The sequence below is a fragment of the Mariniflexile sp. HNIBRBA6329 genome (genome assembly GCF_043558645.1).
Classification (GTDB): Bacteria; Bacteroidota; Bacteroidia; order Flavobacteriales; family Flavobacteriaceae; genus Mariniflexile.
The window spans coordinates 1-24,710 of sequence record NZ_JBIFXS010000015.1; the positions used below are offsets into that span (position 1 = coordinate 1).

General features: G+C 34.6%; 21 protein-coding genes and 1 pseudogene. 8 read left to right on the forward strand and 14 right to left on the reverse strand.

Translation table 11 applies throughout. The features are described from left to right. Positions 1-149 precede the first annotated feature (149 nt). From ACGK9U_RS13930 to ACGK9U_RS13940, 3 genes and pseudogenes are all read right to left on the reverse strand, one after another. Positions 150-1,102: pseudogene (locus ACGK9U_RS13930) on the reverse strand (transposase). Between the two features lie 19 nt (positions 1,103-1,121). Continuing rightward, positions 1,122-1,475, reverse strand: a complete 354-nt coding sequence (locus ACGK9U_RS13935; RefSeq protein WP_394467015.1) for a transposase — start codon at positions 1,473-1,475, stop codon at positions 1,122-1,124. A 67-nt stretch (positions 1,476-1,542) separates the two neighbouring features. Further along, positions 1,543-1,902, reverse strand: coding sequence for a MauE/DoxX family redox-associated membrane protein (locus ACGK9U_RS13940; protein WP_394467016.1), 360 nt, complete (start codon positions 1,900-1,902; stop codon positions 1,543-1,545). 44 nt (positions 1,903-1,946) lie between these two features. Between ACGK9U_RS13940 and ACGK9U_RS13945 the strand changes: the two genes are divergently transcribed. Then, entirely contained in the window at positions 1,947-2,612 is a 666-nt protein-coding gene (locus ACGK9U_RS13945; RefSeq protein ID WP_394467018.1) for a M15 family metallopeptidase, read from the forward strand. A 112-nt stretch (positions 2,613-2,724) separates the two neighbouring features. Here ACGK9U_RS13945 and ACGK9U_RS13950 read toward each other — a convergent pair whose 3' ends face one another. From ACGK9U_RS13950 to ACGK9U_RS13960, 3 genes are all read right to left on the reverse strand, one after another. Then, positions 2,725-3,651 carry a sterol desaturase family protein gene (locus ACGK9U_RS13950; protein WP_394467019.1) on the reverse strand — a complete coding sequence of 309 codons (927 nt, stop codon included), beginning with the start codon at positions 3,649-3,651 and terminating at the stop codon, positions 2,725-2,727. 100 nt (positions 3,652-3,751) lie between these two features. After that, positions 3,752-4,990, reverse strand: a complete 1,239-nt coding sequence (locus ACGK9U_RS13955; RefSeq protein ID WP_394467021.1) for a DEAD/DEAH box helicase — start codon at positions 4,988-4,990, stop codon at positions 3,752-3,754. 114 nt (positions 4,991-5,104) lie between these two features. Then, positions 5,105-6,079 carry a LamG-like jellyroll fold domain-containing protein gene (locus ACGK9U_RS13960; protein ID WP_394467022.1) on the reverse strand — a complete coding sequence of 325 codons (975 nt, stop codon included), beginning with the start codon at positions 6,077-6,079 and terminating at the stop codon, positions 5,105-5,107. Between the two features lie 288 nt (positions 6,080-6,367). On the opposite strand from ACGK9U_RS13960, the gene ACGK9U_RS13965 reads away from it, so the two are divergent. After that, positions 6,368-7,231 carry a bestrophin family protein gene (locus ACGK9U_RS13965; RefSeq protein ID WP_394467024.1) on the forward strand — a complete coding sequence of 288 codons (864 nt, stop codon included), beginning with the start codon at positions 6,368-6,370 and terminating at the stop codon, positions 7,229-7,231. 135 nt (positions 7,232-7,366) lie between these two features. Here the strand turns inward: ACGK9U_RS13965 and ACGK9U_RS13970 are convergent, their stop codons facing one another. From ACGK9U_RS13970 to pepT, 7 genes are all read right to left on the reverse strand, one after another. After that, positions 7,367-8,179, reverse strand: coding sequence for a DUF2971 domain-containing protein (locus ACGK9U_RS13970; protein WP_394467026.1), 813 nt, complete (start codon positions 8,177-8,179; stop codon positions 7,367-7,369). 80 nt (positions 8,180-8,259) lie between these two features. Then, positions 8,260-10,485, reverse strand: a complete 2,226-nt coding sequence (locus tag ACGK9U_RS13975) for a B12-binding domain-containing radical SAM protein (RefSeq protein WP_394467027.1) — start codon at positions 10,483-10,485, stop codon at positions 8,260-8,262. A gap of 250 nt (positions 10,486-10,735) precedes the next feature. Continuing rightward, positions 10,736-11,695: a tRNA dihydrouridine synthase gene (locus ACGK9U_RS13980; protein WP_394467028.1), complete on the reverse strand. Its 960-nt coding sequence runs from the start codon at positions 11,693-11,695 to the stop codon at positions 10,736-10,738. Between the two features lie 67 nt (positions 11,696-11,762). After that, entirely contained in the window at positions 11,763-12,398 is a 636-nt protein-coding gene (locus tag ACGK9U_RS13985; protein ID WP_394467030.1) for an MOSC domain-containing protein, read from the reverse strand. A 69-nt stretch (positions 12,399-12,467) separates the two neighbouring features. After that, entirely contained in the window at positions 12,468-12,917 is a 450-nt protein-coding gene (locus tag ACGK9U_RS13990) for an FKBP-type peptidyl-prolyl cis-trans isomerase (RefSeq protein WP_394467031.1), read from the reverse strand. A 44-nt stretch (positions 12,918-12,961) separates the two neighbouring features. Continuing rightward, a complete protein-coding gene (locus ACGK9U_RS13995; RefSeq protein WP_394467033.1) occupies positions 12,962-13,639 on the reverse strand; it encodes a DUF4377 domain-containing protein in 678 nt (225 codons plus the stop codon). 194 nt (positions 13,640-13,833) lie between these two features. Further along, positions 13,834-15,078, reverse strand: a complete 1,245-nt coding sequence (gene pepT, locus ACGK9U_RS14000; RefSeq protein WP_394467034.1) for a peptidase T — start codon at positions 15,076-15,078, stop codon at positions 13,834-13,836. A 164-nt stretch (positions 15,079-15,242) separates the two neighbouring features. On the opposite strand from pepT, the gene ACGK9U_RS14005 reads away from it, so the two are divergent. Then, positions 15,243-16,277 carry a quinone-dependent dihydroorotate dehydrogenase gene (locus tag ACGK9U_RS14005; protein ID WP_394467036.1) on the forward strand — a complete coding sequence of 345 codons (1,035 nt, stop codon included), beginning with the start codon at positions 15,243-15,245 and terminating at the stop codon, positions 16,275-16,277. A 102-nt stretch (positions 16,278-16,379) separates the two neighbouring features. On the opposite strand, the gene ACGK9U_RS14010 is transcribed toward ACGK9U_RS14005, so the two are convergent. Further along, entirely contained in the window at positions 16,380-17,309 is a 930-nt protein-coding gene (locus ACGK9U_RS14010) for a spondin domain-containing protein (RefSeq protein ID WP_394467037.1), read from the reverse strand. Between the two features lie 132 nt (positions 17,310-17,441). Between ACGK9U_RS14010 and ACGK9U_RS14015 the strand changes: the two genes are divergently transcribed. The 5 genes from ACGK9U_RS14015 (at position 17,442) to ACGK9U_RS14035 (ending at position 24,701) form a co-directional block, all read left to right on the forward strand. Beyond that, positions 17,442-18,305, forward strand: a complete 864-nt coding sequence (locus tag ACGK9U_RS14015) for a hydroxymethylglutaryl-CoA lyase (protein WP_394467038.1) — start codon at positions 17,442-17,444, stop codon at positions 18,303-18,305. Positions 18,306-18,449: 144 nt separating this feature from the next. Continuing rightward, the gene (locus ACGK9U_RS14020; protein WP_394467039.1) at positions 18,450-19,646 is read left to right on the forward strand and encodes a DUF4856 domain-containing protein; all 1,197 of its coding nucleotides are present in this window, start codon (positions 18,450-18,452) and stop codon (positions 19,644-19,646) included. Positions 19,647-19,749: 103 nt separating this feature from the next. Further along, positions 19,750-20,868, forward strand: a complete 1,119-nt coding sequence (locus ACGK9U_RS14025) for an imelysin family protein (RefSeq protein WP_394467041.1) — start codon at positions 19,750-19,752, stop codon at positions 20,866-20,868. A gap of 64 nt (positions 20,869-20,932) precedes the next feature. Then, positions 20,933-22,297 (forward strand): HTTM domain-containing protein, encoded by a 1,365-nt coding sequence (locus ACGK9U_RS14030; protein WP_394467042.1) that lies wholly within the window; start codon positions 20,933-20,935, stop codon positions 22,295-22,297. Then, positions 22,278-24,701, forward strand: a complete 2,424-nt coding sequence (locus ACGK9U_RS14035) for a TonB-dependent receptor domain-containing protein (RefSeq protein WP_394467043.1) — start codon at positions 22,278-22,280, stop codon at positions 24,699-24,701. Before ACGK9U_RS14030 ends, ACGK9U_RS14035 begins: the two co-directional genes overlap by 20 nt. Positions 24,702-24,710: the final 9 nt, after the last annotated feature.

Sequence of the window (24,710 nt, forward strand, 5' to 3'; positions counted from 1 at the left end):
CTTCATTGAAATATGAAGGGTTTTTTGTTTTTGTACCTTTCGAAATCGCAGCTCCTTTTGGCAAACCTGGTTTTTGGACCTTGGCACCGAACCGGCAGCTGCGCGCAAGAGCGATAGCAGTGGCATCGGATCAAGAGCAATTGTTGTGTTTAAGCAAAAATTGTTGTTAATCTAAAAAGGAAGAATTCTATGTTCCTAACCCCTCTAACTGAGCTCTAAAGGCTTTAATTTTGGCATTAAAGGATTTTGCAGCTGCGTTTGTGCTTCTGTTAATGAAATAGTTTAGTATGGATCTATAATTAATTGCTATAGTATTGGCGATGGTATTAAAGGCCCTGAAGCCTGTATTTTCGACATCTTTGTACCAATGTGCTAATTTTGTATAAGCTACTTGTATTGTGTTAGCTGTATTAAATATGTTTCTGAGTCCTTGGGCTAAATCAAAAGCGGTTTTAACATCAGGGTATTGATTGAATAGTATCTTGCTTCTAATATGTTGGTTTTCTGTCCAATTTGAGGGTACTTTGTATAATAAATACCTACTTCTGGCCTGTAATTGTTTTCTAGTGTCCCCATTGCTGAATTCTTTTGGTGTGAAAGTTTTGTTCTCTAGTCTTGCTTTTTTTATCTGCTCATTCTCCAAATCTATAGCATCCCATCTGTGTTTTATTCTAATGTCCTGAAGCGCTTCTAGAGCTAATTTCTGTACATGGAACCTATCGGTTACCTGGATAGCTTTCGGAAAGCATTTTTTGGCTATGGTTTTCATGGAGTTGGCCATGTCCAAGGTGATTTCCTTGACGTTGTCTCTTTCCTTGGGCGATATTTTTAAAAGTTGTTCTATGATGGGCTCCGCTTTGGTCCCCGAGAATATGGCTACTATAGAACGCTTCCTGCCCTTTGCGTTTTTGTTGGTGATTATGGTGTAGAGCTCTCCCTTGGAAAGAGCTGTTTCATCAATGGATAGATAAGGTTCAATATTCTCAGGGAAAACAAGCCATTGTTTGGCATGTGGTTTTTGGTCCCAATCTTTAAACCCACTGAGATAGTCTCGGTACTGTCTACTGAGTTTTTTACCGTCAACGTTATAAAACCCACCTATGGTATGGCAATCGAAGGCTTTAGTATTGACTAATTTCTTTTAAAAAAGCAGCGAACTCGGTTGTCATTCGTGTTCCCTGTGCAACTAAGCTCCAATCTCTTTGTACAACTTGCTTGGTGGTTTTATCAAGCCACCTTCGTCGCTTTACATTTAAATAGGCCGTATTTCCTCTAAGTGGAAAATCTTGGATTGTTACCTGCTTATGAAAACCATGGACGGTTAAAACACGAGAAGCTTCTTCTTTAGGCATAACATTGCGCTCTTCAAAATAAAGATGCATGACTTCTCCGTTTTTGGTAGTGTTAACTAAATCAAAGTGGTTGATTAGGAATTCTGGTAAGATAAGTTTTAGTAGGTCTACATAATTGTCCAAAAGATCTTTTTGAGTACAAAAATCGAAATCTTATTTCAATTCACACACAACTTTTGAGATTGATCCTTTATAAGTTGAAATAAGAATAAGCCCAATACATAAGTAAAAACTGCAAAGGAATTCTTGAAATAAGTACCCATTTTGGTAATCCTGCTGAAGCTTTTTTACTGGAAAGCATATAAAAATGCACCAATAGAAACACTAAAAGCATGAGTATGATAAAAATAATGGCTATGTTCTTAACCGAAGGAATACATACCATAATACCCAAAAGTACTTCGGCAACACCACTTAAATACACCAATAATGTATGCTTAGGTATATAATAAGGCATAATGCGTGTATAAAGTTTAGGTTTTATAAAGTGATTGGTTCCTGCAACAATGTAAAGAGCCGCCATTGCGTATAAATGCCAAGGATAGTCCATATTAAAATTTAATTTTTTCTAAATTAGCATAATTAGAAGTGGATATGAAATATAATATAATGTTTTTATTTGTGTTTTTTTGTTTTGGAATGTTCGCGCAATTACCAGAGGGGTTTGTGTATGTAAAAACCATCATTCCAGATTTAGAGGTAGAATTAAAGTATCATACAGAAAACAATTTTGTAGGTAAACGTGTAGATGGTTATCAATCGAATAAACTTATATTAACTAAAGAATCTGCTTTGGCTTTAAAAAAAGTTCAAAAAACATTGTTAGATAAAAACTTATGTTTAAAAGTGTATGATGGTTACAGGCCGCAACGCGCCGTAAACCATTTTATGGCTTGGGCACAAGATTTGAACGACACCATTAACAAAGCATATTATTATCCTGATGTTGATAAATTGAACTTGTTTGCTGAAGATTACATTGCTACAAGGTCTGGACATAGCAAAGGCAGTACCGTAGATGTTACCATTATAGACGGTAATACCGGTGAAGCGTTGGATATGGGCAGTACCTATGATTTTTTTGGAAAAGCATCTTGGACCGATTATAATAACATTACGGATACCCAAAAAGTTAATAGAAAACTATTGTTGGAAGTGATGACCAAGCATGGTTTCGTGAATTTTTATAAAGAATGGTGGCACTATACATTGAAAAATGAACCATTCCCAAATACTTATTTCGATTTCCCTGTGAAGTAGAATGAAGAGTGTATTATGTTTTAGTTGTCAGGTTGAGCGCGTCGAAACCTATATTGATTATTGGCAAGCTAAAAATATTTCGACCAGATCAATATAATTACAGCTACACTTTTTATATAGCCTCTTTCTTTTCTAATTCTTCTCGCATTTGTTTGATGGTTAACGTGCTTCCATCATGGCTCCATCCTGGAGGCCCAAAGGCATACATGAATTTGTGATATAAATTCGTACTCTTCTTCATGTCGTTCCAAATATCTTTATATTCATGGGTTAAAATTACTAACGGATTATAAGAATTTGGTGGTTTTGTAACGCCATATTCAATATCTATATCATCATCAAGCTCTTTCCAGGTGCCAAATATCTTATCGAACATATTTAAAAATCCGCCATGATTCTTATCCATATATTCTAAATTTTTAGCATGGTGTACTTGGTGCATGGTGTGTGTATTGAAAACTTTTTCAATAATACCCATTTTGGGAACGTAAGTGGAATGTAACTGAAATTGCCAAAGCGCCTCAATACCTAAACAGACAATAACCATTTCCGGTGGAAAACCAATGGCGGGTATCCACATATAAAAAAACGGTTTGTATAATATGGTAAACCAACCGTTTCTTACGGCGGTTCCTAAGTTGAAATTATCGGAAGAATGGTGTACAATATGGGCTGCCCATAAAAAACGCACCATATGGTTTTGCCTATGAAACCAATAATAACTAAAATCGTCTAAAAATTGGCAAGCAATCCAGACATACCAAGCATATCCAAACGATTCGTACCCCAAAATATTAGTGCGAACGCCATCTATCAAGGGGTTGCATACCTCATAAATATAATTGAAAATAATAATGGCAGAAATAGTTTTAACCAAAGGCGCTAAAATTACCGAGCCTATGCCCATAGTTAGGCTAGAGCCTAAATCTTTCCACTTATAAAGGTCTTTGTGGTCGTGGGTTTTGCTGTAAGTAAGTTCTAATAAAATAAGACCTAGAAAACAGGGGATGCCATACACTAACGGATTCGTAAAATTCATTTATTTATAAATTTTAGAAGCGTTGGAAGGGAAAATAGAATTTTGATAATGTATTTATTTTTGGTAAAGGTACTTATTAAATAACGCAATTCCGAACGTTTTAGTACCAGCGTTTCTTTTTCTTTTTAGAAGCTTCACTTTTACGTCCTTTTTTATGTTTGCTTTTTCCAGGCGTTCGGTGAATTTCTTTTTTAGCTTTCGGGTCTAACGGATAGGGGTGGTCTTCAATAACATCCAATTGCAATTGGATAAGTTGTTGAATGGTTTGTACATAGGTTTTTTCATCGGCAGAACAAAACGAATAGGCCGTTCCCAATTTTCCAGCTCTGGCAGTTCTACCAATACGGTGCACATAGGTTTCGGGTACGTTGGGTAAATCGAAATTAACCACCGCATCCAATTCATTAATATCAATACCACGTGCCGCAACATCGGTAGCAATTAAAATATTCACATTATTGCTTTTGAAGTTTTTTAAAGCTTCTTCCCTTAAATTCTGGCTTTTATCGCCATGTAAACTATCTACTTTATAACCGTTTTTCTTTAGGCTCTGTTCCAGTTTTTCTACACCAAATTTGGTGCGTCTAAAAATAAGGATACTGCCTTTAATGGTGTTTCTTAGCAAGTGCAAACACAATTCAATTTTATTGCGTTTCGGTACATAATACAATACCTGATTCACGTTTTTTGAAGTAGACGAATTTTGCGCAACCTCCACACGTTCCGGTTCATTCAAAATCGTATTTGCCAGTTGTTCTACTTTAAAAGGAATGGTTGCCGAAAACAATAAAATATTCTTTTCATGCATGCAAAGGCGTTCAATTTTCTTCACATCATCAATAAAACCCATGTCCAGCATCAAATCGGCTTCATCTAAAACCAAGGTTTCAATATAATCGAGGTTTACAACATCTTGTTTGTGTAAATCGAGCAAACGCCCTGGGGTGGCAATTAAAATATCAACCCCTTTTCTAATAACATCTATTTGAGGCTCAATAGAAGCACCACCAAAAACAACCGTCGTTCTTAAATTGGTGTAGGTGCTGTATTTTTTAAAATTTTCATCTATTTGAATGGCTAATTCACGAGTCGGACTTACTATCAGCGCTCTAATTTTTTTGCCTTTTTTGGTTGCATCTTGCTTATCGAATAACATTTGTAAAATAGGCAATGCAAAAGCAGCGGTTTTACCGGTACCAGTTTGGGCAGACACAATCACGTCTTTTTTTGCTAAAACTAAAGGAATGGTTTTTTCTTGTACCAAGGTTGGGTTGTCGTAACCTGCCTCGGCAACGGCTCTTAAAATAGGTCTGTTAAGTTGTAAGTCTTTAAATGACATGAAATATAATTTGCTACAAAGATAACTTAAAAGTTTTGGAATAAATTATTAAGAATGAAACAGAAAAAGGCTTCTATTCTAAACAGTTTGAAAAGTATAAAACCTAAATTTATATTAATTTGAAATAATTATTTTTTTTATACTATTTCCGTTTTCATGGTTAATCACTAAAAAATATAAACCTGCTTTTAAATTATTTCTATTAATTTCTAATTCGTGTATTCCTGCGCTTTTAAAATCTTCAAATAGGTTAGCTACTTCTTCTCCTAAAACATTTAGTATTTTAATAGACAATTTTGAGGATTTTTGTAATTGATATTTTAGTAGGCTAGATGATACTAAAGGATTTGGGGAAATTTGAGTTGTTAAAATAGCTTTATGTATGTTTTTAACTCCCAAAGCAGGTTCTATTACCATGAAATCTTCAGGATTAAGGGCTTCATTAGTAACTTTTACAGCTCTAATAGCTCCTTTAAACCATGATACTTGATTGAGTCGCATGCCTAATGATGTTTGTCCTGAATTCACAACTTGATACACAACATCACTTTCTAACTCTTTGTCTCCGTTAACATAATGTTTCATCATACCATCTTTATAAATTAAAGCAGCATGCGTCCATGTATTTAAATCATGAACAAACGAATAATCTAATAATGTTTTACTAGAACTCCCCGATTTTATAAATGTATCAAGGCTCCAATTGGCATTACTGTTATTACGTAATTCTATTAAAATTCTGTTATTGTCGTCTTGTTGAAAATGAAGAAATCGTTGTTCAGTACCACCATCAGAATAGGGTTTGAAAATAATTTCAACAGTAAAAGCTGAAACACCAGCCATGGGGTTGTTGTTTATAATGAGTCCATCGTCAATTCCGTCAAATTCAACAGCATTACCTAAATCAGTATCAATTATTTGTGGATTTCCAATAACCTGTACATTGTTTCCACCTATTTGCGATAGACTATTAATATCCCAATGTACAGAAGTAGTTTGAGCATTTAAAAAAGGAGACCATATAGTTAATAAAATAACCAAAAGTGATTTAAAAAAAAGTCTGTTAAGTTGTAAGTCTTTAAATGACATGTCGTATGATTTGCTGTAAAGATACATAAAAGTTAATCGTGTAATTTTAACACTTTTAGTGTAATTCCAAAATTTATTAAGTACTTTTTGTTTTATGGAAATTAGATATCAATTAGTTGCAGAACGTCACACTGCGCTTGTTGCAGCACCTTTTTTTTAAGTCTTCGACAAGCTCAGACTGACCACGAATACGCATTTGGCAAAGAAAAAATAAATACAAACAAAGGGTTCGTTTTGGACCTAACATTTTCTAATTTTACAATCAAATAATAAGAAGCGCAATTACCTATGGTACAATACAACCCCAAAGATTGGATTACCTTTATTTTTAGATTTCACAAGTCGGATACATTTAGGAAACTTTTTCCTATGATGATATTTATCGGCATTTATACCTACGGCGTTGGCTATTTGGAACTTGAATACTGGAAACTTTCAGAAAAAAACCATTTATCAAACATAACGGTCATGCATGGTATGTTGGGGTTTGTAATCTCATTATTGTTGGTTTTTAGAACCAATACCGCTTACGACCGATGGTGGGAAGGCAGAAAACTATGGGGCGCTTTGGTAAACAACAGCCGAAATTTAGCCATAAAACTGCATGTTATTTTAAAAGATGAACACGATAGAACCTATTTTGAAAAGTTAATACCAAGTTATGCTTCCATTTTGGTGAAACATTTAACCAATAAAGAAACCAGTTTGCAACTTTTTGATGATGTCCATTTACAGATAGACAAACACAAGCACCACCCAAACCAAGTGGCTAAAATGATTTTCCAAAAGGTGAACGATTTGTACGAACAGAAAAAAATTACGGGCGACCAGCTTATTATTTTAAATGCCGAAATACAATCTTTTACCGATATTTGTGGGGCTTGCGAACGTATTAAAAACACACCCATTCCGTATTCGTACAGTGCGTTTATTAAAAAATTCATCTTTTTTTACATCATGACCCTGCCTTTTGGCTACGTGTTTAGCTTAGGCTATTATGCCGTACCCGTGGTGGTTTTTGTTTTTTATGTATTGGCAAGTTTAGAATTGATTGCCGAAGAAATTGAAGACCCTTTTGGTTTTGATGCCAACGATTTGCCTATTGAAAAAATAGCAGCAAATATTAAAAAGCATGTGGAGGAGGTGTTTTAGTAATACTTGATAATTTAAAATTATAAATCTTTTAATGATTATACTTATAATATGGGAGAAAGATAATTGAAAATGATTTAGTATTTCTCTAAGTGAAAAGATATGAGATCTTACAAGATCAGTATTATAAGTGTTTTATACTTCTCTGAAAGGTATTTGTGATTTTTCTATTTGTAAATCAATATTTTTAGAATACATAAATTTTACTAAACCTGAAATATGAAGATCTGATCCTTGTGGATGTACCATTATAGTCTTTAAATCATTTTTTAAATCTAATTGTAACTTAACATATTCCACAATTACGCCATTGTTACTTAACCTAAAAAAGACTTTAGAATCACTCGTTTTTGGTTTGGCTACTAATATCCTTACTTCTTCTTCTCTGGCATATGCAGAATGTTTAAAGGATAAACGAAAATTAATAAGCCCATTATTAAACCTCTTTTCTAATTCTTCGTCTAGTTTTATTTCTTTAGATTTATTAGATTTTGTTTTTAATATATCTTTTTTAAAAGATTTAATAAATTTTTTTAAAGTCTGGTATTGTTCATCTATATCATAAACTAAATTTATTATAAAAATAGGACCTAATTTATTTTCATTTCTTTTGATAATTGATTCATAGTTTAAACCGAGATTATATCCATTTCCTTTAGAGTAATAATTCCACATTGAAAGAGAGTCATTATTTTTGCTTAAAGACATAATATAGTATTCATGGAAATCATAAGTTATTCCATGAAATGACTCATTGTAAAGAGTGTTATATATTTCCTGACAGTCAGGACTATTATTAAATAATTTTTTCACGACATCATCGAAGTACTTATGTTCTGTAGGGTCATTTAAGAAGGTTATTTCGCTACAATAAATTTCAGAAGAATTTATAATGCCATAAAGTCCTAGACCACTAGTATAATGATATAATATGTTGTTATTCATCATTTTTTAATATTATAAAATGGTGTTTAAAATTTATTCACAAACGAATTTAACAAAAAATCTTACAAAAATGATGTTTTAGGTTATAAAACCAACAACCCATTATCTCTTAAAACATTCATAGGTTTAGAAAACCAAAACAGTTCAAAATCTTCAAATTGGGTTTCAAAATCTTTTTTTAATTCTGAAAACGAGGGAAGGTGGTTGTTGTTAATGTTTAAAGCGTTTAATTGGTTTAAAAACCAGCTGCCTTTATCTTTATCTAAAGTAATATCAAACGCATTGGTAGTGGTATGAAAGGTGAGTTTTAGTGAATAAAACGTGTTGCCTTTTTTCGATTTAGATTGTTCGGTTACCAAAGGTTTGGTGCCCAACCACATAATTTTTGCGGTGGGTTTTATGTTGAAATTGGTTTCGGTTTCTAAACACTGGTAGATAAAATCGGGCTTGATTGTGGTTTTTGGTATTTTAAAATCGAACCAATCCTGTAACGGCATATCGAAGCCAATACCGTGCATAAAATTGAAAAGCGATTTTTTTAACCCGAAACTAAATTGGCTGTGGTCTATACCTGTGGTATCGGTAAAGTCCACATCGTTATTGGCAAAGGTGATGGCTTTTGTGTTGGGGATGATGTGGTAATCAGCCGGATTTAACCCTATAGGGCTATGAGCCGTTAATGCAAACTGGTGCCAAAACCCCGATTGCAACACGCCAATTTCGAATAACTGACGCACCATTTCCAAACTATCCACCGTTTCTTGTACGGTTTGCGTGGGGTAGCCATACATTAAATAGGCATGCACCATCATGTTGGCTTCGGTAAAATTGCGGGTTACTTGCGCCACTTGTGCTACGGTAACGCCTTTATCTATGAGTTTTAATAAGCGGTCCGAAGCCACTTCCAAACCACCAGAAACCGCAATGCAACCAGATGCTTTTAGCAGTAAACATAAATCTTTTGTGAAGTTTTTTTCAAATCGGATGTTTGTCCACCAAGTAACGGTCAATTTCCGTTTGATGATTTCCAGAGCCAAGGCTTTCATAAGGGCAGGAGGTGCTGCTTCATCTACAAAATGGAAGCCAGTTTCACCGGTTTGCTCCATCAATTGTTCCATACGGTCTACCAATAATTTGGCAGCAATGGGTTCGTAAATTTTAATGTAGTCTAGAGAAATATCGCAAAAGGTGCATTTTCCCCAATAGCAACCGTGTGCCATGGTGAGTTTGTTCCAGCGGCCATCGCTCCATAAACTGTGCATGGGGTTGGCAATTTCTATAACCGAAATGTAGTCTTTCAGCAATAAATCGGAATAATCGGGTGTGCCAATATCTGCTTGTTTATAATCTGGTTTGGTGCTGTTGTTTTTGTAAACTACGGTACCGTTTTCTAAAATAAAAGTACGCTTATATTCGTTGGAATGATTGTGATTTCGTTCTTTTTGATCGTCTTCGACAAGCTCAGACTGACAGACGTGTTCATATAATAATTCTATGGGTAGTTCGCCATCATCTAAGGTTATAAAATCGAAAAATTCGAAAACTCGAACGTCTGTTACCGAGCGTAATTCGGTGTTTGGGAAACCGCCACCCATCGCTACTTTTATGTTTGGGTAGTTGGTTTTTATGTGTTGGGCACAACGGAAAGCACTGTATAAATTCCCTGGAAAGGGAACTGAAAAACAAACCAATTTGGGTTGGATGCTTTTTAGTTTGTCATCTAGGATTTTTAAGGTGATATCGTCTATAAAAGTGGGCTCGTCTTGTAAATGTATATAGAGTTCATCAAACGAATTGGCGCTTTGCCCCAAACGTTCGGCATAACGACTGAAACCAAAACTGGGGTCGATGCATTCGATGATGAAATCGGATAAATCTTCCAAATACAAGGTAGCCAAATGTTTTGCTTTGTCTTGCATGCCCATAGAACCAAACGCCCAATCTAAATCGTCTAACTGATTGAAACGGGAAGCTCGGGGTAAAAAATTATCGGTGCAAATTTGTCTGGCAAGCGTTGGTTTTTTGCCTTGTAGAAAGGCTATAATATCCTCTAAAGGTTGTAAATAGGCATGTTTTAAAGCGTAAATGCGTTGGCAATTTTCCGATTGGATGCTGTTGTTTTCAAAAGCAATATCGAATAGGTCTTGAAAGGTGTCTTTTTTGAAAAGTTCTAAAATGACTTCAATTCCCAAATCAGATTGAAACGCAGAGATATTTTTGGTATTTAAAAAACCTTTTAGGTATGCCGTTGCAGGATACGGTGTGTTTAATTGCGTAAATGGTGGCGTAATGAGTAAAAGGTCTTTCAAAGTGTGGTATTAAAATATATGGCAAATATAATTGAAAACTTGCACTTGTTACATAGTTGCAAAGTTTCAAAGCTACAAAGCTCAAAGCTCAAAGCTCAAAGTTCCAAAGTTCCAAAGTTCCAAAGTTAAAAGTAAAAACTTCTGGAATTACCGGTTAGGTTGAAACTGTTTTTTAGTTTTCTAACTTCTAACTTCTAACTTCTAACTTCTAACTTCTAACTTCTAACTTCTAACTTCTAACTTCTAACTTCTAACTCCTAATCGTTCTCTCGTTATTTAAAATTTCAGCAACCGCTTGTAAGTATGCTTTTTGATTGCCTGCTTTTTTGATTTTTTTATAGGTTTTTTGCGGATTGGAAAACGACTGGGAAAAGTATTCCCAGAAGCCCAACATTTTCATTTTGATGGGGGTTGGTCCAGAAAGTGCCGCATCGTATTGTTGGTAGATGGTATCGTGAAATTCGCTAAAAATTTGCCAGCGGTTTGCGGGATATTCTGTGGTATTGTTTTTAATCATACTGGGTAAAAACGGGTCTGCTATGAGTCCGCGACCAATCATAAAATGATCGATGCTTGGGAAACGCTCCTGCATTTCTTTAAACTTAGCTACCGTAGTGATATCACCATTATAATAGAGTTTGTGTTTGGTATTTTCTACACATTTTTGAAAAGCTTCCAGATTAACACCGCCTTTGTAAAGTTGCTTGCCAATGCGTGCATGTATGGCGATGTTTTTAAGCGGATAGGTATCTAGAATGGGGAATACATCTAGGATTTCTTCAGGATTTTCGTAACCCATGCGCATTTTCATGGACACAATCACGTCGGTTTCGTTGTGTGCGCGTTCTAAAATGTGGTTTATTTTTTCGGGGTTGCAAATAAGTCCGGAACCCATGCCTTGTTTGGTAACCATGGGGTAAGGACAGCCTAAATTCCAGTTAAGTTCTTTATAGCCCAATTGCTGAATATACTTTACGACGAACAGAAACTCGTTGGCATCATTCGTCATGACTTGCGGAATAACTTCTAAGGTAGTATTGTTTTCAGGGTTTAAATCACGTTGATACGACGATTTTATTATCATTTTACCATCTAACCGAATGTAGGGTGCGTAAAAGGTATCGATGCCACCAAAAAAATGATGGAAGGCATTGCGAAACCTAAAATCGGTAAAACCCTGCAACGGGGAAGAAAGTAATGTGATGGCCATTTAAAAATTGTGTTGTGCAAATATACTTTAAAAGCAAAGCACTTTATAGAATTTTAATTGGTATGAATTACTTGATGTATTCACGCATTTTGTCCCTTTTATACTGCGGAAGTGCTTCAATATTTATAGCCAATTTTAAGTGGTCTTGATTTCTGTTTTCAGAAAAAAGCAATTTATGGAATTGCGCTGTGGTTAAGCTGCTTTTTGCTTTTTCAATAAGTTGGAAATGGTCGCCTGTTTTTACGAAGCCTTCTTCTAAAATACGAACGTACGTACCGGGGCAACCGTGTTTAACAAATTGTTTTAAAACTCTTTGCGTGCCGAATTTTACCCCAAATTTATAACAAGGTTCTCGTGGTTGGGTTATTTGTACCAATGCCGAACCTAGTTTGTAAATATCACCAATATGAATTTGGGTTTCATCTAAATCTTTTATGGTTAGGTTTTCGCCAAACATGCCCCAATTCCAATCTAAATTCGGGTATAGGTTTTTCCAGTATGCATAATGGTTTTCTGAAAACAAATAACATGCTTTAAACTCGCCACCGTGATTTTCTCTATCGGATACTTCATCACCCTTAACGGTTTCTTTACCTAAATAAATGGGTTGGTTTGTGGGCGTTTTGTAGATGCCTGTAATAACTGCTTCGCCATCAAAAATAATGGTGGTAGGTTTAGCTATGTTGGTGGATATGATTTGCATGGTTTAAAAATAATAAAAAACCACTCTGTTTGTACAAAGTGGTTTCGTATAAAATATTAAAAGTAAGTTTTAATTAACTGATAAAAGTTCCACATCAAAAATTAATACAGAACCACCAGGAATGGTATAATAATCGGCATTTCCATAACCTAAATGAGCAGGCACTAACAACATACCACTGCCACCTTCTTTAAAATAAGTCATACCTTCGGTCCATCCTTTTATAACCTGCTTCAGGTTTGTTGTATAACCTTCAGTATTTTCATCAAACACATTACCATTTAGGAAATAGCCTTTATATGCAATGGTTACATTACTAGTGGCGGTAGGTTGTGCGCCTGTGCCGGGAGTATCGATAACATAATACAAACCCGAGCTGCTTTTTTGGGCTGTTAAATTGTTTGCAGCAATATACGCTTGAATTTGTTCATCGTTTTTAGCCACATAATCTACCGTTTCATCTTTGTTACATGCTGTAAATAGGACTAAAGCAACGGCTAGTAATAAAATGTTTTTCATATTTTTTTCAGCAAATATAATTTAATCAATTAGTCAAAAGTATATTAATCCACCTTTTTAAAGCTAAGTGTTTTGTTTCCGTTGCTATCAAAGAAATATAAATTTAGGTTGTCTCTTTGGTAGCTTGCTACGTTGTTTAAAGCTTCATTGTATTTATCGGGAATATTCATATCAAAACACATTTTTCTGGTTGAAGCTATGGCGTCAAACATTATGTTTTTTGAATTTATCTCTTTAATATCGCCTGTGTAATTATTGCACCCGTCATTACCAAATACTCTCATTTCTGTAAGGTTTATTTCTAAACTTGGGGCTTTTTCTGTTGAAGTAATGGCTTCTTCATTCATATGTGTCACTACCCAAATATCATGTAGTGCTATTTTTGTGTCCTGTTTTTTTTCAATAACTTCAATAAGTTTATACGAGATGGATGAAGCATCAGCAGGCGTATTTTTTTGTTTTTTAGGGGTTTCTGAAACTTTAATTTTTTGATAGTAACCGGGTTCAAAAGTAAATCCGTCTATAGGGGCATAAAAATAAGTCCATTGTGCTTGTTCTAAATCCTCCCCTTTAAAAACTTGTAGGCATAGTGTTTTTCCTGCACCTGAATCACAATTTTTTTTGGTACTATTTACCCAATACGTATTCGATTTTGTAGATGAACATGAAGTGTTTAAAATAGCTAAAAGTATGATAGCAATAATTGGTTTTAAAATTGACATAGATTATTTTTTAATATTGATTTCTTTTTTGCATTTCAAAGGTCTTGCCAATTTTATAGTTTTTAAGTTAAAGAAATGTTATTATATGTATTTGAGATTTAGTCCATAAAAAAACCACTTTATTTTTTACAAAGTGGTTTTGTGTTTGTAGTATTTAGATGTTCCCTTAAGCAATTAAAATATAACTGGTTAGATTACTTATTCCTTTTTAAAGCAGTTAACTCAGCAATTTTGCAAATAACCTCGGTAGCTTTTATCATGCTTTCAACCGGAACATACTCGTAACGCCCATGAAAGTTATGTCCGCCAGCAAATATATTGGGGCATGGTAGACCCTTATAACTTAATTGCGAGCCGTCAGTACCACCACGAATGGGTTTTATAATAGGCTCAATATCCAATTGTTTCATGGCTTCTTCGGCAATATCTACAATGTGCATAACGGGTTCTATTTTCTCTTTCATGTTGAAATATTGGTCTTTTATATCTACACTAATAACGTCCCAACCGTATTGTTCGTTTAGCTCATTGGTTAATTTGTTCATAACGGCTTTACGGGCTTCAAAATGTCCTAAATCGTGGTCGCGAATAATATATTCCAAAACAGTTTCTTCTACTTCACCTTTTATGGATGATAAATGAAAAAAGCCTTGGTATCCATCGGTATGCTCAGGAGTTTCCATACGAGGTAACGAGTTTACAAACTCTTGGGCGATGTACATGGAGTTTATCATTTTGCCCTTCGCATAGCCAGGATGCACAATTTTACCTTTCACTTTTACAACCGCACCGGCAGCGTTAAAATTTTCGTATTCCAGTTCGCCTATTTGGCTACCGTCCATGGTATATGCCCAATCGGCTCCAAATTTTTCAACATCAAATTTATGAGCGCCTCTACCAATTTCTTCATCAGGTGTGAATCCAACTTTAATGGTGCCATGTTTAATTTCGGGATGATTAATTAAATACTCCATAGCTGACACAATTTCGGTAATGCCCGCTTTATCATCGGCACCCAAAAGGGTAGTGCCATCGGTAGTGATTAATGTTTGCCCTTTGTATTGGTGTAAATCTTCAAAATAATCGGGAGATAATACAATATTTTCGGCTTCATTTAAAAGAATATCCTTTCCGTTGTAATTTTCAATAATTTGAGGTTTTACGTTGGCACCGGTAAAATCGGGAGAAGTGTCAAAATGTGAAATAAATCCAATAGTAGGTGTTTCATGACTTACATTACTTGGTAAGGTTGCCATAATATAAGCGTTTTCGTCTATGCTAACATCTTGCATGCCAATAGCTTTTAATTCGTCGGTAAGTTTATTGGCTAAATCCCATTGTTTAGCGGTACTGGGGGTGGTGTTTGATGTTGGGTCCGATTCAGTATCAATAGTAACGTAACTTATAAAGCGTTTAATGATGTGTTCTTTTGATATCATTTGAAATGAATTTTAGAGTTTTAAGGTGAAATTTTTTAGAGTTTGAATACAATAATCAAAAAACCTTTTAAAGTTTAAAAGTACGATTATTAATTTTTTTGGCTTTTGAATAGCCTCATTTTTTATTTACAATTTTTAGAATTACTTTTGCATAAATAATACAGATGTACAAACTATTACTTCGCCCGTTATTTTTCTCGTTCGACCCAGAAAAAATTCATCATTTTACATTTTCATTGATAAAAATCACTTCTAAAATTCCAGGTTTTACCAACATTTTTAGAAGTTTATATGTGATTGACGATAAACGATTGGAACGAAATTTATTCGGACTAACTTTTAAAAACCCCGTTGGACTTGCAGCAGGATTTGATAAAAACGCGGTATTGTACAATGAATTGGCAAATTTTGGTTTTGGTTTTATTGAAATAGGCACCGTAACCCCTAAAGCACAAGCGGGAAACCCTAAAAAGCGCTTGTTCCGTTTGAAAGATGACCAAGGAATTATAAACCGTATGGGTTTTAATAATGAAGGTTTAGAAGCTGCTATTTCTCAATTAAAAAACAATAAAGGTAAATTGATTATAGGAGGAAATATTGGGAAAAACACCCAAACAAAACCCGAAGATTACACAAGAGATTATCTGGAATGTTTTAATGCATTACATTCGTATGTTGATTATTTTGTGCTGAATGTGAGTTGTCCAAATGTAGGAAGTCATGCCAAACTTAACGATAAAGAATATTTAGAAGAGTTGATTGGTGCGGTACAACAAGCAAACAACAATTTTGAAAAACAAAAGCCGATTCTTTTAAAAATCGCACCAGATTTGAATAACAACCAGTTAGATGAAATTATAGAATTGGTGGCTACTACCAAATTAGATGGGGTTATTGCAAGCAATACATCTACCGATAGAACAGATTTGAAAGCATCTACGGAACAATTGGAAGCTATTGGAAATGGAGGCTTAAGCGGTCAGCCCATAAAGGATAAAAGCACCCGTGTTATTAAATATTTAGCCGATAAAAGCAATAAAGCCTTCCCGATAATTGGAGTTGGAGGTATTCATTCTGCCGAAGATGCTTTAGAAAAAATAAACGCAGGAGCCGATTTGCTACAAATTTATACGGGCTTTATCTACGAAGGTCCGAGTTTGATAAAAGCTATTAACAAAGCGATTCTTAAAGAATCGTAAATTGCTACTCTTGATTGTTTTAAATGTGAATTTCGAAAAAGCATTTTTTAATGTAAACCTAATCAATACTTTAAAAGAATAAAAAACTGTGAGATTTGTTAACTATTTGACAATAAACTTAATGGTTTTGTTCCTGCCGTCTATAGAATTCAATTTTAATAGATACATCCCTTTGTTTAAACCAGTTAAGTTTATTTCTATTGAAGGCGAATTTTGGTTTGAAGACATGTCTTTTACCAAGTGCCCTAAAACATTATAGATATGAATCGATTTTAAGTTAATGTTTTGAAGATTGGAAACTGTAACCTGTTCTTTAGCAGGGTTTGGATATATTTTAATATTGTCAATAGGGTTATTGCTTAAGGTACTTAAGGTTGAGGAATTATATGTGAATGTTATGGTGCCCATTTTGTTGCCATTTATTGGGGCGTTTGTAATTTTAAAAACACCTACTCTAGGATTGCTAACTGCATTAGCTGAAGCGTAATCGGTACCATCATCAGTACCAGCATCATAAGCAAAAACATCAAGGGTAAAGGTGTCTTTCCAACCATTGTTTATACTATTGTTTCCAGATCTTAAATTGATGCTGTTCACGCCAATAAACCAATCAGGACTTGGAGCGACCATAGATACCAAGGTTATTAAAGGAAAGTTCTCGCTTACCTGTAAATTATTAATGGTAAAGGTACCTATAGCAGAACCAATTCCGCCAGCATTTATCCATTGGTCTGCTTTACTGTTAGAAATGGCTGTGTTTACCTCACTCATAAAGTTGGTGTTGTTTCCTAATTCGGCAACATCTTTAATACCATCTGTGTTAGGGGAGACTACTCCTAGTTCGAAAAACTCATTTTCTGTATTATGAGTAGCACCAACAAGTGCTGACCAATGTGCATTTCCAGGAATCGAAGTATGGTCGGTTTCGTTCCAAATAGTTGTTAAAGATATGTTGTAAGTAGCAGTACTTTGGCTAGGCGAACTAAATGAAAAAGAAAGCAAAACAATTAAAAGTGGAGTAAAGTTTTTCATATCATAACTAGTTATAAGATACTTTTAAGTCGTGTTCTTTTAAGCATGCTTACATAAAAACTTTTTTCACTGCTATTTAAATAAGCATTAATAAAAATAATAGTATTTTTAACCACTCATTTAAATGATGCCATGCCAAGTCAGATAAAGATTATTGAATGCCCGCGTGATGCAATGCAAGGTATAAAGGACTTTATTCCAACAGAGAAAAAGGTACAATATATCCAGTCCTTATTGCGTGTTGGGTTTGATACCATAGATTTTGGGAGTTTTGTGTCGCCAAAAGCCATTCCGCAAATGGTAGATACCGCTGAAGTATTGGCAAAATTAGATTTAAGTAAAACAACCAGTAAATTGCTTTCCATTATAGCGAATACCAGAGGAGCGGAAGACGCTTCAAAGCACGCACCGATAGATTATTTAGGTTACCCGTTTTCAATATCGGAGAACTTTCAAATGCGAAATACGCATAAAACCATTGCTCAATCTATTGTAACGCTTTCAGAAATTTTAGAAATTGCCAATAAAACCAATAAAGAAGTGGTGGTTTATATTTCTATGGGATTTGGAAACCCGTATGGCGACCCTTGGGATGTTAATGTTGTAGGTGAATGGACGGAACGATTGAGTAAAATGGGAGTTAAGATCATATCGTTAAGCGATACCATTGGCAGCTCAAACCCCGAAAGCATTCATTATTTATTTTCAAATTTAATACCTCAATATACCAATATAGAATTTGGAGCTCATTTACACACTACACCTTCAACTTGGTTTGAAAAAGTAGATGCTGCTTATAAAGCAGGATGCAAACGTTTTGATGGTGCCATTCAAGGCTATGGCGGTTGCCCTATGGCTAAAGATGAACTTACTGGCAATATGCCTACCGAAAAACTCTTGTCCTACTTTACTTCACAAAAAAATAACAGCCTAAATGCCCTTAGTTTTGAGAGTGCGCACAACGAAGCCACTAAAATATTTAGTGTATATCATTAAATTTAGTGTTTTTAAATATTTAATAATTAAACAGTTATAATTTTTATTTAAATTTAATCTAAATAAGCTTTGTGTTTCTAATAATGTGTTTTATTTTTGCACGAGAATTAACCTATTATTTATATCAAGTCTAAATAAAACAAAATGAAAAGAATCTTATCTATGGTAGCTGTAGCTACAGTATTACTAACATCATGTTCTAATGATGACGACAATTCAAACCCAATAGAAACACCATCAACTTACGTATTTACGCGTAGCAGTGCTTCAACAGTTAATTTTGAAGGACAAACTACAAGAATACAAATGGCAGATGAGTTGGTAAATGCTTTAAAAGATAACACAAAAACAGATGTAGCATTACAAGCAATGTTTGCACATTCGCAAAATGATAATGATTTTGCTAATGTTACTTTAAATACTTCAGATAAAAATGTTCGTAGTAAAGTAGCTGCTTCAACCGATTATTTTTCAGCTAACACGACAGTTTCAAACGCCATAAAAGCTGATTTTGAAGGGTGGATTACATCACAAGTAACAAATGTTTTTCCTAATTGGAATACTGTTGCAACTGCAGGAAATGCAGGTCAATTGCAACAAGCCGGAGGTGGAACCATTCGCTACATAAATGGAAAAGGATTGGAGTACAACCAAGCCTTAGCTAAAGGATTGATTGGTGCTTTAATGATGGACCAAATATTGAACAACTACCTGAGTCCAGCAGTTTTAGATGCAGGTTCAAACGTTGCCGATAATAATAATGGCGTTTTGGAAACTGGTAAAAACTACACCTCTATGGAACATAAATGGGATGAGGCTTTTGGTTATTTATACGGTAGCGAAGCTAATCCTGCTGAGCCAGTATTGGATGCAGATCAATTTTTAAGCGAATATATTGATAGAGTAGGAGCCGATTCAGATTTTTCAACATTAGCTGAAGATGTTTTCAATGCCTTTAAATTAGGTAGAGCAGCCATTGTAGCTAAAAACTATACGATTCGCGATCAACAAGCTGAAATAATTAGAGAGAACTTATCTATAGTGCCAGCGGTAAGAGGCGTATTTTATTTACAGGCTTCAAAAGCGAACCTTGGAGTTGATAATGCAAGAGCATTTCACGCGCTATCAGAAGCTTACGGATTTATTTACAGCTTACAATTTACAAGAAAACCAAATTCAACAGAGCCTTACGTAACGAAAGCGGAAGTTGATGGATATTTAGCACAACTTATGGCTGGAAACGGGTTTTGGGATATTACAGAAACCACTATAGATAACATATCTGATGCTATAGCTGCTAAGTTTGGTTTTACAACGGCTCAAGCTGCTACAGTTGAATAAAACGATAGTGATATTGTTGGTTTTATAAAACTTAAGCAGATGGATGCCTTAAATAGTCCGTCTGCTTATTTATATTTGCAAACTATTTTAAAGTAATAGGAATATGATTAAAAAAATTGTTTCGGTAATCGTTTTAGCTCTGGTAATTGTTGCCTGTAGTAGTTCAGATGGTGATGGTGATAAAAAAGCAACAGATAATTTTGATAGACAGACCATGCTTATTAATTGGGCAGATAACATCATCATTCCCGTTTTTCAAGATTTGAACACGAAGTTGGAAAGTTTGGTATCAGCTAAAGATGGTTTTGTGGAAACACCAAACCAAGCTAATTTAGATGCATTTCGTACCGCTTGGTTAAATGCTTATAAAGTGTGGCAATACGCCGAAATGTTCAATATTGGTAAAGCAGAATCTACTAATTATGTCTACCAAATGAATGTGTATCCAACTACCGTGGCCGATGTTGAAGCAAACATAGCAAACGGTACCTACGATTTAACTCACGCCAATAATAACGATGCGGTTGGTTTTCCTGCATTGGATTATTTACTGTACGGTGTTGCTTCGGGTGATACCGCTATTTTAAATGTTTATACCACCAATACCAATGCTGCTGGTTATAAAACCTATGTGTCTGATGTGGTAAACAAAATGAAATCACTTACCCAAACGGTTTTAAACGATTGGACTTCGGGTTATAGAGATACCTTTGTAAATAGCACCACAAATACTGCAACTAGTGCAACAAATAAATTAACAAACGATTTTATTTACTATTATGAAAAAGGATTGAGAGCGAATAAAATTGGTATTCCAGCAGGTAATTTTTCTACAAATCCATTACCAGATAAAGTGGAAGCTTATTACAATCAAGGCGTATCAAAAACTTTAGCTTTGGAAGCGATAGATGCTGTTCAAAATTTCTTCAACGGAAAAGCTTATAATTCAACATCAACAGCAAATAGTTTTGATGCTTATTTAGATTATTTGAATATTGCAAAAGGCGGTGAAGATTTAAGTACTTTAATCAATAATCAATTGAATGTAGCACGAACCAAATTACAAGCTATAGCTGCTAATTTTACCAATCAAATAAATACCGATAATTCTAAAATGACCATTGCTTTTGATGAATTACAAAAAGCAGTCGTATTATTTAAGGTTGATATGGTACAGGCTATGAACATTAGTGTTGATTATGTAGATGCTGATGGCGATTAGTAACAATAAAAAATAAAACAACTAAAGATTCTCTAATGCGTTAGGGAATCTTTTCGTTTTTTATATGGATTTCAATTTAAGAACATATTTAGCTCAAAAAACCGATGCAGCGCCTTTGGCGGTATTCCGCCTTTTGTTTGGTGTTATGATGCTGTTTAGCCTCATTCGTTTTTGGGCTAATGGTTGGATTGAAACCTTATATATAATCCCTAAATTTCATTTTACTTACTACGGTTTTGAATGGGTAAAACCTTTAGAAGCATACACATACCTTATATTTATAATTTGTGGTATTTCGGCATTATTGGTGGCTTTGGGTTTAAAGTATAGATTAGCCATTATCATTTTTTTCTTGAGTTTTACCTATATAGAACTTATGGATAAAACCACCTATTTGAATCATTATTACTGCATCAGTCTGTTAAGTTTTTTAATGATTTTTTTACCTGCAAACGCCTATTTTTCATTAGATAACCTTCTTAAAAAAACAAGTTTTAGAACCATACCCAAATGGACGATAGACAGTATTAAATTACTTTTGGGTATTGTTTATTTTTATGCTGGTTTGGCAAAATTGAATTCCGATTGGTTATTCAAAGCAATGCCTTTAAAAATATGGCTACCTTCTAAATACGATTTACCTTTTATTGGTGAAAACTTCATGCAACAAGAATGGTTTCATTACGCCATGAGTTGGAGTGGTATGTTGTACGATTTAAGTATCCCGTTTTTATTATTATATAGAAAAACACGTTGGTTTGCCTTTGCTATGGTAGTGTTTTTTCATGTGTTTACCAGTGTGTTGTTCCCTATAGGCATGTTTCCATATATCATGATTGTGTCTACGCTTATTTTCTTTGATGCTAAATTCCATCATAACCTCATAGCAATCATCAAAAGCATCATAAAACCTTTCACAAGAATACATGACATTCAAAATAAAGAAGCATTCAATTTCAAAAAACAACACATCGTATTGCCTATTTTAACAGTGTTTTTTGCAATTCAATTGCTTTTCCCATTTCGGTATTTGTTATATCCGGGAGAGTTGTTTTGGACCGAAGAAGGCTATCGTTTTTCATGGCGCGTCATGCTTATGGAAAAAATGGGCTATACCACATTCATTATTAAAGATGCAAACACAGGAAGCTCATTTTTGGTTAATAACTCCGATTTTTTAACCCCATTTCAAGAAAAGCAAATGAGCTTTCAACCCGATTTTATTCTAGAATATGCACATTATTTAGGGGATCATTTTTCGTCTCAAGGGTATAAAAATGTACAGGTTTTTGCCGAAAGTTATGTGGCATTAAACGGGCGGTTAAGTCAGCCATTTATTGATAAAACGGTGGATTTATATAAAGAAAAAGAGTCATTTCAACATAAAACATGGATTTTACCATTTAAAGATGAGATTAAAGGATTTTAAAATAGTTTTGATACTGCTTTTAGGTATTGCATCGCATGCGCAATACAAAATTTCGGGGGTAGTTACCAATGCGAATACCAACCAACCAGTAAACCAAGTGGAAGTTTACGATAAAGTTTCAGGTTTAAAAGCTACTACAAATGCTTCAGGTTATTATGAGTTTGAAACGGAGAAGAAAAGCATCACTTTAGTATTCTTTTCTTATGAATTTGAAGTTAAAGAAGCCATTGTGTCACTTTCTGAAAACACCGAGGTTAACATTATTGTAAATCCTTTAGCCGTTAAACTATCTGAAGTAGAAATTTCAACTCGAAAAGCCAAAGTATTCGAACTATCGCGTTTAAAAGATGTGGAAGGGACTGCTATTTACGCAGGTAAAAAAACCGAAGTGGTTTTGGTGGAACAGTCTATGGCTAATTTGGCATCAAACAACGCACGCCAACTTTACAGCCAAGTGGCAGGTTTGAATATTTACCAAAATGACGATGCTGGGTTACAACTTAATGTGGGTGGTCGTGGTTTAGATCCCAACCGAACAGCCAATTTTAATACCAGACAAAACGGGTATGATATTAGTGCCGATGTGTTGGGCTACCCAGAAAGTTATTATACGCCGGCCTCAGAGGGTTTAAAGGAAATTCAGGTAATTCGTGGGGCAGCATCGTTGCAATATGGTACACAGTTTGGAGGATTGATCAATTTCAAAATGAAAGAACCCAACCCAAACAAACCTATAGAGTTCATTACCCGAAATACCTTAGGCAGTAACGGATTGTACACAAATTTCACCAGTCTAAGCGGTACAAAAGATAAGTTTAGTTATTATACTTATTTCAACTATAAAAAAGGGGATGGTTTTAGACCAAATTCAGAATTTGAATCTAAAAACCTTTTTACTCATGTTGGCTACAAGTTTAATGATAAAACCAAACTAACGGGCGATGTTACCTACATGCGTTATTTAGCGCAACAAGGTGGAGGTTTAACCGATACAATGTTTGAAGAAGATCCCTACCAAAGCAATAGGGCACGTAACTGGTTTCAAGTAGATTGGTTGCTATATAATATTAAACTGGCACACGAGTTTTCAGAAAAAACCAATTTTACATTTAACTTTTTTGGTTTGAATGCATCTCGTATAGCTTTAGGTTTTAGAACAAACCGTGTAGACCAAATAGACCCTGGAACGGAACGCGATTTAATAAAAGGTGATTTTGAAAATTTTGGGTTTGAAACCCGTTTGTTAAGCAAGTATAAAATTGCTAAAAAAGATGCCACGTTTTTAATAGGTGCGAAGTTTTATAAAGCAGATAACTACCAGCAACAGGGACCTGGAAGTGATGGTAGTGGTCCCGATTTCAGTTTTTATACCAATGAGTATCCTAATTATTCCAACCAATCGCAGTTTGATTTACCAAACTTTAACGTAGCCATTTTTGGTGAAAATATTTTTTATGTAACCGATAAATTTTCGGTAACTCCTGGTTTCCGTTTTGAATATATAAGAACACAAAGCGAAGGTTTTTATAAAAATATAAATACAGATGCTGCGGGCAATGTTATTTTTGAAGAAACAGTAGTGGATAATCGCGATTTCGATCGTTCGTTTGTATTGCTAGGTTTAGGATTAAGTTATAAACCAACCACCAGTTTTGAGGCTTATGGAAATATATCACAAAATTACCGTTCGGTAACATTTTCAGATATCAATATCATTAATCCAGCATTTGCCATCAACCCCAATATTACAGATGAAAAAGGGTTTACTACCGATTTAGGTATTCGTGGTAATTACAAGAGCATTCTATCTTACGATTTGGGTGTTTTCGGATTGTTCTATAACGGACGCATTGGTTTTGTGCAAAAAGTGCAAAGCGACAATAGTATTAAAAATGAACGTGGTAATGTGGGAGATGCCTTTATGTATGGTGTAGAATCTTTGTTCGATTTCAACTTAAAAAAGATATTTGGTTTAAGTAACGATTTCAGTTTCAACTATTTCATTAATACATCTATTATCAATTCTGAATATACCAAATCCGACCAAATAGGTGTAAAAGGAAATAAAGTTGAGTTTGTACCAGATTTAAACCTTAAAACAGGCTTGAAATTTGGATATAAAGACCTTTCAGCAAGTGTTCAATACACCTATTTATCGCAACAATTTACCGATGCCACCAATGCGGTTGAGGGCAATATAAGTGGTGTTATAGGCGAAATACCTAGTTATGATGTGTTAGATGCATCATTATCATATACCTACAAACGTTTCAAGCTAGAAACCGGTATTAATAATTTACTAAACAACGCTTATTTTACAAGACGTGCCACGGGGTATCCAGGTCCGGGAATCATCCCATCAGAACCTAGAACATGGTACACGACCTTGCAGATAAAAATGTAATAACTTTCT